General features: G+C 62.9%; 8 protein-coding genes. 5 read left to right on the forward strand and 3 right to left on the reverse strand.

Annotated elements, in window-relative coordinates:
• Positions 1 to 39: 39 nt before the first annotated feature.
• The 3 genes from BO74_RS05950 to BO74_RS05960 form a co-directional block, all read right to left on the reverse strand.
• Positions 40 to 5358 carry a PAS domain S-box protein gene (locus BO74_RS05950; RefSeq protein ID WP_496440785.1) on the reverse strand — a complete coding sequence of 1773 codons (5319 nt, stop codon included), beginning with the start codon at positions 5356 to 5358 and terminating at the stop codon, positions 40 to 42.
• A gap of 76 nt (positions 5359 to 5434) precedes the next feature.
• On the reverse strand, positions 5435 to 6748 hold the full coding sequence (locus BO74_RS05955) for an ATP-binding protein (protein WP_496440787.1): 1314 nt from the start codon (positions 6746 to 6748) through the stop codon (positions 5435 to 5437).
• Between the two features lie 14 nt (positions 6749 to 6762).
• Positions 6763 to 7353, reverse strand: coding sequence for a response regulator (locus BO74_RS05960; RefSeq protein ID WP_496440789.1), 591 nt, complete (start codon positions 7351 to 7353; stop codon positions 6763 to 6765).
• Positions 7354 to 7497: 144 nt separating this feature from the next.
• Between BO74_RS05960 and BO74_RS05965 the strand changes: the two genes are divergently transcribed.
• The 5 genes from BO74_RS05965 to BO74_RS05985 are packed head-to-tail and all read left to right on the forward strand — an operon-like array spanning position 7498 to position 13389.
• Positions 7498 to 8601 carry an ABC transporter substrate-binding protein gene (locus tag BO74_RS05965; protein WP_496440790.1) on the forward strand — a complete coding sequence of 368 codons (1104 nt, stop codon included), beginning with the start codon at positions 7498 to 7500 and terminating at the stop codon, positions 8599 to 8601.
• A gap of 38 nt (positions 8602 to 8639) precedes the next feature.
• A complete protein-coding gene (locus BO74_RS05970; RefSeq protein ID WP_496440792.1) occupies positions 8640 to 11522 on the forward strand; it encodes a response regulator in 2883 nt (960 codons plus the stop codon).
• A gap of 24 nt (positions 11523 to 11546) precedes the next feature.
• Positions 11547 to 12446, forward strand: coding sequence for a response regulator (locus BO74_RS05975; RefSeq protein ID WP_496440793.1), 900 nt, complete (start codon positions 11547 to 11549; stop codon positions 12444 to 12446).
• Positions 12392 to 12760, forward strand: coding sequence for a response regulator (locus BO74_RS05980; RefSeq protein WP_305073475.1), 369 nt, complete (start codon positions 12392 to 12394; stop codon positions 12758 to 12760). The genes BO74_RS05975 and BO74_RS05980 overlap by 55 nt, the downstream gene beginning before the upstream one ends.
• Positions 12757 to 13389: a chemotaxis protein CheC gene (locus tag BO74_RS05985; RefSeq protein ID WP_496440795.1), complete on the forward strand. Its 633-nt coding sequence runs from the start codon at positions 12757 to 12759 to the stop codon at positions 13387 to 13389. The genes BO74_RS05980 and BO74_RS05985 overlap by 4 nt, the downstream gene beginning before the upstream one ends.

A 13389-nucleotide genomic window follows, 5' to 3' on the forward strand; every position in this document is an offset into this window, starting at 1 on the left:
TGGTTGCGCAACTGTCCATAGCCGGGGACGACAAACTGGCTACAAGCGGCTTTCCATTTCCAGCGCGCCGTCGAAATCGAAATCATCGACTTTCGACGCGAGCTGTTCATAAGCGCCCCCCCAGGCAGAGCGAAGCAGTGCTGCGTTCTGCTTCAGCGTTTCATGGCTCATTGGATCGGCGCTCTGCAGTTGTTGCCGCAGCGTTGCACGCACTTCGCCCAACCGGGACGGATCGCCCTGCTCCACGACCGACACATCGACCTCCTTTTCACGGGGGAGACGTGCGTCGATCGCCGCTATCAGCTTCGAAAGATTTGGAGCCAGCCGCGCCAGGACCGTTGCCCCCTCTGCTTCCCAGCCCGCGGCATGCCTCGTTGCCAGCGACTCAAGTTGCTCCGCATAGCCGCTCAACTTTCCGGCGCCGAGTTGCGCGGCAACCCCGCGCAATCCATGCGCGATCAAGCCGACGTTCTCCCAGTCGGCGGCGACCAGGGCATCGCCGACCCGCTTCGGGAAGGTCTCATGGCGGACGGCGAATTTCCGCAATGCATGCCGGTAGGCAGCGGCATTCCCCATGAACAAGCGTAGGCCGGTCGTCGGATCGAGACCTTCGATCCCGGCAAGGCGGTCGACATCCGCGTTGCCCGGGGCAGCGACCGCCGCCTGGGTGGGAGAAACGGCCTCTTTGTGTGCCGCTGCTGGACGCGGCTTTACCCAGCGCAGCAGTTTTTGCAGCAGTTCCTCCGGATCGATCGGTTTGGGAAGGTGGTCGTTCATCCCGGCCTGCAGGCAGCGCTCGCGGTCGCCGGGCATGACATTGGCGGTCATCGCAACGATGGGGAGGTTTGCGTAGCGGGGCATTTTCCGGATCGCGCGTGTTGCCGTCACGCCGTCCATCACCGGCATTTGCATGTCCATGAACACGATGTCGTAAGCCGTACCGCGCGCATCCTCGAGCATCTCCAGGGCGATTTGACCATTCCCGGCAATATCCGCCTGCAAGCCGAACTGACCCAGCAACTCCGAAGCGACATCCTGATTGATCTCGTTGTCTTCGACCAGCAAGGCACGCGCACCGGCAACGGCGGACGCCTCCGTCCCCCGTAGCGGGGATTCGATTTCGGGCAACTGCGTCGTCGCGCTATCGCCCGGCACCGCACCGAGAGTCCGCATCAGCGCATCGAACAGCTGCGACGGCGACACGGGCTTCACCAGCAATTCGGCGATGCCGACTTCACCGGCCGCAGGCGATACCTCATCGCGACCGTACGAGGTGATCATGATCAGCGGCGGAAGACGCCCGGCCATCACCTTCCTGAGCTCCTGCGCCGTTGCGATTCCATCCATGACCGGCATCTTCCAGTCGAGACAAACCACGTCATAGGGAACGCCGACCGCCGCCGCGCGCAGCACCTCGGCGACCGCGTCACGCCCCGACGCAACGGATACGGCGACAAAGCTCATCGAATGCAACATCCCGCAGATCACTTCCCGGGCCTGTTGATTGTCATCGACGACCAGCACGCGACGGCCATGGAGATCCGGGGGAAGCAACGGCCGGCTCACCGTCCTCGTACCCCGCCCCAACGGCAGCACAAGCCAGAACACGGAGCCTTGGCCGAGGGAGCTGTCCACACCGACCTCGCCGCCCATCAAGCTGGCGAGCCGCCGGGAAATGGCCAGCCCGAGGCCGGTCCCGCCGTATTTCCGCGTCGTCGACGCATCCCCTTGCTCGAAGCTCTCGAACAAGCGTCTGCACTGCTCCTCGTCGATGCCAATCCCGGTGTCGCTGACGGAAAACCGGAGCACGACCTCTTCCGCCGACGCCTCGACGACGCTGACGCCGAGGGTGACCTCGCCGGATTCGGTGAACTTCACCGCGTTGTTGGCGTAATTGATGAGCACCTGTCCGATGCGCAGCGGATCGCCCAGCAAATACGGCGGCACGTTCTCATCAACCCTGACGATCAGCTCCAGCCCCTTGTCCTCGGCCCGGCCACCGATCACCCCGACAACATTGTCGAGTACCTGCGCCAGGTCGAACTCGACACGCTCCACACCCATCTTGCCGGCTTCGATCTTCGACAGATCGAGGATGTCGTTGATTACGCCCAGTAGGTGCTGCCCGGACAACCGGATCTTGGCCAGATAGTCGCGCTGGCGCGGCGACAGCTCGGTATTCATGGCCAGGTGCGCCATGCCGAGAATCGCATTCATCGGCGTCCTGATCTCGTGGCTCATGTTGGCCAGGAACTCCGACTTCGTCCGGGCCGCCGCCTCGGCCAGCGCCCGCGCGCGACGGATTTCGTCCATCGCTGCGCGTTCGACGGTGATGTCCTCAAGCATTCCGACAACACCCTTGCTCATATCGTCGGCATCAATGGCGCGGGCCGACAGCCTGACCCAGAAGGTGCTGCCGTCCTGACGCCGACACAGCAGTTCTCTGATGTAACTCTCGTTGCGGCTGAGCGTGGAATAGATCGCCTGGCCGGCCGCCGCCCAGTCGGCGGGGTCGGCGTAGAGGCAGCGGGTCGGCTGGCCGTTGAGTTCGCCGGGCATGTAACCCGTCAGTTCCTCGAGACGGCGGTTGCAATGCTCGATCACCCTGTTGCGAATCAGCATGATGCCGGCACTGGCCGCGTCGAAAATCGCCTGCTGTCTCGCCAGGGACTGTTTCAGCACTTCGGCCGCCTCGCGTTCGTCGGAAATATCGTCGATGATCACCACCAGGCCGTCGTCGAGACGATCCGGATTGATCGCCCGGCTGGACACGCGACACCAGACGCCCTCGCCGTCCTTGCACCGGAAACGCATTTCGCGAACGTCGATTTCGCCCCGCCGCATGCGCGGATATATCTCGCAACCGATCTCGTCGTAACTTGCCTCGTCGAAATACCAGATTCGGGTCGGCTGACCCAACTGCGCCCCCGGCGCGTAGCCGAGCATCTCGTCAAAGCGGCGATTGCACTGAACGATTGTCCGCTCCCGCAACAGGACGATCCCGGCGCTGGCCGCCTCGAAAAGCGCGCTCATCTCCTGCAGGGCTCCGTCGAGTTCCGCCGTACGGCGTTCCACGAGTTGCTCGAGGTGAATGCGGTGCTGCTCGAGCTCTTCGGCCATGCGTTTCTTTTCGGTGATGTCCTCCTTGATTGCCAGGTAGTGGGTAATACGGCCATCCGGCTGGCGGACCGGAGCGATCGTGGCGAACTCCACGTAGTCGCTGCCGTCCTTGCGCCGGTTGATCAATTCGCCGCACCAGACGTCGCCGCGCGACAGGCTGGCCCACATCGAGTCGAAGGTTTCCTTCGGCGTTCTTCCAGAGTGGAGAACGCGCGGGTTCTGCCCGATCACCTCATCCTTCGTGTAGCCGGTATTGCGCAGAAATGCCGAATTCACGTATTCGATTTCGGCATCCAGGTTGGTAATGACGATACTCTCCGGACTTTGCTCGACGGCCAGATAGAGTTTGCGCAGTTGCTCCTCGTGCTGCTTGCGGGCGGTGATGTCCTCCTTCACCGCGACATAGTGGGTGATCTGACCGTCGTGCTGGCGCAGCGGCGCGATGATCGCCGATTCGATCTGCTCCTCGCCGTCGCGCGTCCGGTTGATGAACTCGCCTTTCCAGGGCTCGCCACGCAGCAGCGTTTGCCACATCGCGTCGTAGGTCGCCTTTGGCGTTTTTCCCGACTTGAGCAGACGCGGGTTCTGCCCGAGAACGCTCTCACGCGGATAACCGGTCGCCCGGGAAAACGCCGCATTGACGTATTCGATGCGGCAATCCAGATCGGTAATGATCACCGGGTTCGGACTCTGCTCGACAGCCAGCGACAGCTTGCGCAATTCGGACTGCGCCTGTTTTTCCGCCGTGATATCACGCCAGATGGCAACGAAATACTCTTTTCCGCCCTGCCTCACCGGGCGCACGCCAACCCGCGCATCGATCAGGCAGCCATCCTTCCGCCGATGGCGCGCCTCGAACACTGCGCCCCCCGATGCGATTATTTCTGCGGTTACGGTCTGGAGTTGTGCGTCGGTCATGTCCGCCTGGAAGTCGGATACCGTCTGCAGCAACCGTTCCTCCCGCGAATAGCCCAGCAGCCGGCAACTGGCTTCGTTGACCTCGATCATGCGCAGTGTCCGGGCATCCGCCAACTCCATTGCATCCGGCGCCTGATTGAAGATCGCCTGAATCAGTGCATGCTTGTCCTCCGCCAAGGACACCGCCTCCCGATGCGCGATCACCCCGCTCAGCCGGACGGCAATGGCGTCGATGAGGTCGATTTCCTCGGCCAGAAACGGTGCCCCGGTAACGTCACCGGGGAGTTGCGAATAGCACACGCCGACGCGGGCCGCCTGCCCGCCGATGCCCGTGAAGCTCGCCCAAAGCTGAACCCCGTTCGGCGCCGGGCCATAATGGGTGTCGCCGCATTCGATGATGCCGGAACACCGCTCCGGGAACCGCATTGCCTTGGGAAGGCGCTTGGCAACCAGGCGGAACATCTGCGCCGTATCGATATCGTCGCGTTCGGTGATCCGGAACACGTCGTACAGGCACGACAACTCTTTCATGCGCTCGCGCAGGTCGGCCTCTTTCGCCAGCAGCGTGCGCCGCTGCTCGTCGAGTTGAGCGACCGTTGCCGAGAACGCCTCGCCCAGCTCGCGAACCTCGCCGAAACCGCCGGCCGAGAAGGAGAAATCACCGCCCTCGCGCAAACGCTTGCTCGCGTCGGTCAACTGCCGCAACGGGCGCACCAGGGAGACGAACACCCAGAGCGCCAGCGAAACGGCGAACGCCAGGAGAATGGCAAGCAGCGGCAGCTGATCGACGAAATGCCGGTGCTGGTAGGCTGCCAGCGCGTCACCGAAATCCATCGCCACGAACACCGCGCCTTGTTCCCGCGCCCCCGCGCGAGACGACGGGAAGGTGAACGGCACAAGAACATCGACGTAGGGTAATCCGGCATCACCGGAATGACTCTCCGCACGCTTCGATGTTGTTTCGCTGAACCGCTCTGGCTTGATGGTTGTCAGGCGCTCGTCGAAGCGGCTGCCTTTCCAGCCGCTATCGTGCGCGAGCACGATGCGTCCGGCCGGATCGAGGAGAACGACGGCGGTGGCGCCTGTCAGACGGGTGCTGAGCATCAGGTCCTCTTCAAGCGGGCCGGGGCGCTCAACCAGATCGACCTCCGCTTTTTTCGCCAGTCGTGACGCCAGCCGCGATGCCTGCGCACTGACCTGACGGAACATGTCGTCCCGATCCTGGATCAGCGTGTGGTGGAGCAACGCCCACAACAGGGCAGCAAAGGCCACGAAGACCACGATCGGCACGAAAACCAGGATCGAAATTCGCTTCTTCATGCTCCGGCATCTTTCCTGACTGTGAGGAGGTTACCGCGATCGATGAGGTCGTTCAGAACCTCGCCAGACCACCGGTTCACGCCGCAGAAGACTCGACAGCGGACTCGGCAGCGGCTTCGTTCCGGATATCCAGGCGCACGACGGGCAGCATAACGCGGAATGTTGTCCCCCTGCCAGACTCGCTGTCGACCTCGATCCGTCCGCCGTGCCGCTGGATGATCCCGTAGGAGAGCGACAATCCCAGCCCGGTGCCTTTGCCCACGGGTTTTGTCGTGTAAAAGGGATCGAAGATCCGCGGCAAGGCCGATGGCTCGATCCCGCAGCCCGTGTCGGCGATCTCGACACAGACCGCCTCGCCTTCCCGGCGGGTGCGCACGGTGATGGTTCCCTGCGCGTTTTCCGGCATCGCCTGCGCGGCATTGACCAGAATGTTCAGGAAGACCTGGTTGATTTGCGAAGGAATGCATTCGACCTCGGGAATCGCCCCGTATTCCTTGAGAACCACGGCCTTGTACTTGATTTCGTTGGTGGCGATGTTCAGCGTCGAATCGAGGCATTCGTGCAGGTCAGCCAGCATCCACAGCTCGTTCGGATCGACGTGGGCGAAGCACTTGAGGTCCTGGACGATCCGGCAGACACGCGCGAGTCCTTCAAGCGACTCTTCGATAAGGAGCGGCGCGTCATCACGGAGGTAGTCCAACTCCAGCTCGGTGCGCAACTGCATCAGCCTGGCATCGACCTGCGGATCGCGCGCCGATTCGCAGCACGCCGACTCGTAGGCGCGCATCATGCGCAGGATGTCCTTGACGTAGCCTTTCAGCGTGCCCAGATTGGCATTCACGAAGCCGACGGGATTGTTGATTTCGTGCGCCACCCCCGCCGCCAGTTGGCCGATCGCCGCCAGTTTCTCGGAATGCAGCAGCTGATCCCGCAACTCGCTTACCTGCTGGTTGGCGCTTTCCAACGCATTGGTCCGGCTGACGACCTGGTCGGCGAGCCGGTCCTGGCATTTCTTCAGTTTCAGCAGGTTGTGGATGCGCGCCTGCAGTTCGGCGCGCGCGACGGGCTTGGTCAGGAATTCCTCGGCACCGTTGTTCAACGCCGTCAGACGCGAGTCGCTGTCACCCAGCGCCGTGAGCATGATGATCGGGACACTGGCCGTGCGCTCCTCCGACTTGAGAATCTCGGCCACGTCGAAACCGCTGATCCCGGGCATCATCACGTCGAGGAGGATCAGATCGGGCAAGCGCCGGTCGATCAGCTCCAAAGCCTCTTCACCACTGGCCGCCGTCAGCAGCTCGTAGCCCTCGCTCGCCAGCTGGGCAACCATGACGTTGCGGTTGTTAACTTCGTCATCGACAACCAGGATGGTCGCCTTTCCCCCTGCCATGATGGATGCTCCTCTCACTCCAGCGTTTTGCGTTGCAGACTCCAGCCGTTGAAATAGGCCCGCACGACGGCGAGCAGATCGGGAATCGGCACCGGTTTGTGAAACAGCACCACGCCTTCCGGCAAGCCGCCCTTCTCCAGGATCTCCTCGTCACTCATCGCTGTCACTACGATGACCTGCATCGGCCTGACCAACGGACTGGACGTCAGGGTGGACAGCAGGTGGAATCCGTCGACGCCCGGCATCATCAGATCGGTGATCAGGATTTGCGGCTGCCGCTCGCCGATCTTGATCAACCCTTCGACACCGTTGTAGGCCGTGCGCACGCTGATTTCCTTGGAAACGCCGGCGACCTTAGCCTGGAGAATCTGCCGCTGGATGCGCTCGTCCTCGACAATCAGGACGTCGAAGATCGGCGCGCCGCCACCACATTCCTTTTCACGCGCACGCAACTCGGCGTTGACCGATTCGCTCAGGATGCGCCGATGCCCGCCTGGCGTTTTCCACGCCCGCAAGCGCCCCTGTTCCACCCACAACTGGGCAGTACGGACGCAGATTCCCAGAGCCTCGGCGGCTTCCCGGGTCGAACACGATTGATCATTCATGGCTGTTCTGTAATTAGATATTTATCGTTTTTTTCAAATATATCGTTTTTTTCAAATATATCGTTTTTAACGCTAAAATCAAGTGCAGTACTAATTTTACGAGTTATCGGCCGAGTCCAGAAGCCAGTTCGAAAAGGAAATCCCATGACACGCATGCCTTGTTTTTTCGCTGCACTGTCCGCCCTCCTGCTTTTCGGCTGCGGACAACAGGAACCGCTGAAGATCGGCTTCATCGGCGGTCTCTCGGACCGCAATTCCGACAACGGCCAATCCGGGCTCAACGGCACCACCCTCGCCGTCGAGCAGTTCAACCGGAGCGGCGGCGTCGACGGCCGTTTGGTCGAACTGATCGCACGGGACGATGCGCAGGCCCCGGAAACGGCGGAGAAAGCGGCGAAAGAGCTGGTCGACGCGAAGGTCGAGGCGGTGATCGGCCCCTTCACCAGTGGCATGGCCGAAGTGATTGTCCCGATCACCGGCCAGGCAGGCATCTTCCAGATCAGCCCGACGATCACGTCGATGGCCTTCTACGGCAAGGACGACAACCTCTTCCGCATCAACCGCACGACGCGCGACAACGCCCAGGAGTACGCAAAGGTGATGGTCGGTCTTGGCCAGCGCAACATCGCCGTGGCCTACGACCTGCGCAACCGCAACTTCACTGAATCGTGGCTGAACGAATTCCGTACGGCAATCGCCGCCGAAAAAGCCACCATCGCTGCCGCCGTCCCCTACGAATCGGCGGCCGACACCGACTTTGCGAAAATTGTCGGAGAGATGCTCGCCGCAAAACCGGACAGCCTGTTCTTCATCTCCGGCGCGCTCGACGTGGCGCGTTTTGCCCAGGCCGCGCGCAGACAGGCCCCGGCCTTGCCGATCGGCGCGGCGGAGTGGGCGGCAACGGAGCAGTTGATCGATCTTGGAGGCGAGTTCGTCGAAGGACTGCTGATCGTGCAGAACTACGACCGCGAGGATCAGTCGGGACGCTACCGCGACTTCGCCGAAGCCTATTTCAAACGCTTCCAGCGCCCGCCCGGGTACAGCTCGGTCTCCGCGCACGATGCGGCAACCGTCGTGCTGACCGCGCTCAAACAGCGCAAGCGCGGCGAAACCCTCAAGGACGCTGCGCTCCGCGCCGGGCCGTACCAGGGACTGCAGCAGGAGATCGCTTTCGACAAGAACGGAGATACCCGGCGACGGGTGTTTTTCCGGGTCATTCGCATGGGCAGCTACGCCAAGCCGGAATGAGCGGCACCGTTGGCCACTCGACAACGCGACGACAGATGATGCGTACTGCGACAAACCTGGCGAGATGGCGGGCGTGGTGGACGCATTCGCTGCGCACGCGGCTGGTTACCCTGAGCCTGGTGCCGCTGCTGATCGCCTTTCCGCTGATCATGGCCGCGTTGATCGCCGTCGGCGGCTCGAGTTTCGACCGCGCGCTGGCGTCGAACGCGCTCGGCAAGGTGGAAGGCGTACGCACCTACCTCGACCAGATCAAGGCCCGTTCGCTCGATACCATCAAACAGCAGGCCGGCTCGGACCGCTTGACCCGCGCCCTCACCGGACACACCGCAAACATCGCGCCGAAAACCGAGCTGGCCGACGCGCTCGCCGGATTGGCACGCGAAAACCAGTTCGATTTTCTCCTGATCGCCAGCCACGACGGGAAGATCATCGCCGCCAGCACGAATGCCGAAGCCGGCCAGCCGGTCCCGGATACCTTCGTCACCCGGCAAGCCCGGACCGGGGTCGCCACGGTCGAATACGAGACCTTGAGCGCCGCGCAACTGACCTTGATTTCGCGAACGCTCGGCCAAAGAGCACAGCTTGAAATGCAGGGCGACAAGGCCGGCATGCGCCGCGCCCTGCTGATCAACTTCGCCGTGCACTTCCCTTTGTCGAGCAAACATCCCGACGCCATCCTCTTCGGCGGCATCCTGCTCAATCGCAACCTGGGCCTGATCGACCACATCCGCGACATCGTTTTCCCGGTCAATCCGCAGATCGGCAGCGTCGCCGGCTCGACCTCGATTCTCCTGGACGATGTCCGCATCGCCACCAACCTCGTTCTTCCGGACGGGAACCGCGCCATCGGCACGCGCGCCAGCACGGAGGTGGTCAACGAGGTGCTGCAGGGCGGAAAAACCTGGGCCCGACGCGCGCAGGTGCTCGACAGCTGGCAGATTTCGGGCTACCAGACCCTCCGCGACGGCGAGGGGCGCACGCTGGGAATGATCTACGCCGGTTTCCCCGAGGCGCCCTACACGCGCGAAAAGCGGCTGCTGCTCGGCAGCGTCGCCGCCCTGCTGGCGCTCTCGATGCTGGCGCTGACTGCGCTGCACCTGTGGAGCGCGCGGCAGCTGACCACCCGGCTCTCCAGTATCGCGCAAGGCATGGCCGCGCTGCGGCGGGGCGATCGCTCGATCCGCGTCGGCAAGGACCGCCAGGGCGACGAGATCGGGCGACTGGCCGGCCATTTCGACGAGCTGATCGTTGCCCTCGCCGCGCAGGAGGAAGCCCAGCGCCAGACGGAAGCGCAGATCGCCGCCGAAGCCTCGCGCCGGCGCGCGTTGTTCGAACACATGCATGACGGCGTGGTGGTGCTCAACGATGACGGCAGCGTCTTCGAATCGAACAGCCAGTTCGCCGCCATGCTCGGCTATTCCACCGAGGAAATTCGCCGCCTGCACTTCGCCGACTGGGAAGCGAGATACAACCGCGAGCAGCTCATGGAACTAGTCAGGAACGTTTCCTCCGCCGGTCAATTCTTCGAGACCGTGCAAAAACGCAAGGACGGCAGCCTGTTCGATGCGGAGGTCAGCGCAACGCGCATCGAATGGGGTGGCCGTTACTACGTTCTGTGCATCGCGCGCGACATCACCGAGCGCCTGCGCCTGGCCGCCGAACTCGAACGGCACCGTGACCACCTGCGCGAGCTGGTCGACGCGCGCACCCGCGATCTGGCCGCCGCACTCGAAGAGGCAAAGAGCGCCAACCGGGCAAAAAGCGATTTCCTTGCCAACATGAGCCACGAGATCCGCACGCCGATGAACGGCATTCTCGGCATGACCGAGGTCCTGCTCGACTCGCCGCTTTCCGAGGAGCAACGCGAGTATCTGGGGATCGTCAAGACGTCCGGCGACAATCTGCTGACCATCATCAACGACATCCTCGACTTCTCCAAGATCGAGGCCGGCCGGCTCGAAATCGAGCACATCCCGTTCGATCCGCGCAAGACAGTGGCATCGATCGTCTCCTCGATGCAAACACAGGCGCAGGCCAAGTCACTTCGACTTGATCTCGATGTCGACACCTCCGTGCCGCCCGCGGCATACGGCGACCCGGTGCGTTTCGGGCAGGTCGTCACCAACCTGCTCGGCAATGCCATCAAGTTCACGGAACGGGGTAGAGTGCGCGTCCGCCTGACGAATCTCGCCCCCGTCAACCAGAACACAGCCTGCCTGGAAGTCGCCGTCAGCGATACCGGCATCGGCATTCCCCCCGCCAAGCTCGAGCGCATCTTCGAGGCCTTCGTGCAATCGGATTCGTCAGTCACCCGTCAGTTCGGTGGCACCGGCCTCGGCCTGAGCATTTCGCGCCAACTGGCGGCACGCATGGGGGGCTCGCTCCGGGCCGAAAGCGAACCGGGGAAAGGCAGCACCTTCCGCCTCACCCTTCCCTGTGCGGTCGCCGCCCCGAACGCCATGCCGACCGTGAGCCAGAGACGCCACGAAGCCCCCGCCCCGACGCCCGGCCGCCGCATCCTCATCGTCGAGGACAACAAGGTCAATCAACGGCTGCTGGCCGCCATCCTGAAGAAGCTGGGGCAGCGGGTGACGGTTGCCGGCTCCGGCCAGGAAGCACTCGACCTGCTCGGATCGGAGTCTTTCGACATCGTCCTGATGGATATCCAGATGCCGGAAATGGATGGCGTTGAAACCACGCGGCAAATCCGCGCACGCGAATCGGGCTTGTCGCGGCACCTGCCGATCATCGCGGTCACCGCCCACGCCATGGCCGGCGACCGCGAGCGCTACCTGGCGGCCGGCATGGATGACTATCTGACCAAGCCGATCCGGCGCGGCGAATTGATCGCGGCCATTGCGCGCCTCTACGATGCGAACGACACCCCTGTCGCGCAAACCGCCAGAACGCTTCCCGCATAGCTCTTTGACACGGAGGTATTGACGATGAAAATCCTTCTGGTCGACGATTCTCTTTCCGCCGCTGCCGTGTTCGCCATGCGTCTCGGCGAGATCGGCCACGAGGTCGTTGCCGCCGAGAATGGCGCCATCGCGGTGGAAAAATTCCGGACAGAAGCGCCGGATCTAGTACTGATGGACATCGAGATGCCGGTGATGAACGGCTTCGAGGCAACCAACCGCATTCGCCAGGTCGAGTTATCGCAGCGATGGGCATGGACGCCGATCGTTTTCCTGACCTCGGTCGATACGCCCGAGAACTTCGTCACCTCCATCGACGCCGGCGGCGACGACTTGATTCCGAAGAACGTGCCGGAACCGGTATTGCGCGCCAAGCTCAAGGCGATGGCCCGCGTCGCCGGGTTACGCCGGGAACTGATCGCCGCCAACCGGCAGATGGAGGACGATATTCGCGCCCGGAAGGCGGCGGAATCCGAACTCTCGTGCCGGCTTGTCGAGCTCACCGAACTCAACCAGACCCTGTCGAACATGCATCCGCACCGGCGCGCGCGACGATGCAGTATGGGTGGAAATCAGCGACAACGGCTGCGGTATCGCGGAAGACATCCGGGCAAGGATATTCGATCCTTTCTTCACCACGCGGCCCGTGGGCCAGGGAGCCGGACTCGGTCTGGCGCTCTCCTACGGCATCGTCCAGAGCCACGACGGACGCATCGAAATGGAAAGCGAAACGGGGGGCGGCACCTGCTTCCGCCTGGTCCTGCCGATGCGCCGCACCGGGACAACACACGCAAAACTCGGCTATGCTTGCGCAATCAAAACGCAGGTTCGAGCACGGGAAACAAACGACAGGTAACCACGGAGAAATTGCAATGCCGGTATCCGTCCTGGTGGTCGATGATTCACCGATCGCCCGAAAAATGCTGATCAAGGCCCTGCCGCCGGACTGGGACATCGAGATCACGCAGGCCGCCAACGGCATAGAGGCGCTCGCCGCCTATCGTGCCGGTCGCGTCGACGTGATGTTCCTCGACCTGACCATGCCCGACATGGACGGTTACCAGGTGCTCGAAACGCTGCGCAAGGAAGACCTGAACTGTCTGGTGATCGTCGTTTCGGCGGACGTGCAGGAAAAGGCGCAGGAACGGGTGCTTGCCATGGGCGCGATCGCCTTCATCCGCAAGCCGATCACCGCAGAAGGCCTGCGCGACGTGCTGAAACAGTATGGAATCGTCGTATGAGCGAAGAAACCGAAAGCGTCGACACCAACACCACCCTCTCCGACGACCAGCGCGACGCGCTGCAGGAGATCGCCAACATCGGCATGGGTCAGGCCGGCTCGTCCATCGCAAGGATCTGGGGCGAGTTCGTTCGCCTGTCGATTCCCCGCATCGCCAACGTCGAGCGCCAGGACATCCCCGCCGTGCTGCAACAACTCGTCGGCGAGAAGAACATCCTCGCCGTGCGGCAGGCGTTCCACGGGCAGTTGCGCGGCGAAGTCATCATCGTCTTTTCCGGCGGGCCGCCGAGCGAACTCGCCGAACTGATGGGCTACGACGACACCGACCGGATCGAGGAAATCGAGCTGCTGCTCGACGTCTCCAACATCCTGGTCGGCGCCTGCCTCGGCGGCGTAGCCTCGACACTGGGCGTCGATATCGGCTTCTCGGCCCCGTCGATCATGGGCATCGACATTTCGCCGCGCGACCTGATCCGGACGGATGAAATCCTGCACAGCCGGGCGCTGTTCATCGAGGTCTGCTTCACCCTGGAGCAGCGATCGTTTGCCTGCCACCTCGTCGTCATGATGCCGGCCGGTGAAATCGCCCGCCTGGGCAAAGAACTGGACCGCTTTCTCGAAACGCTCTGA

Source organism: Propionivibrio pelophilus DSM 12018 (assembly GCF_059569095.1).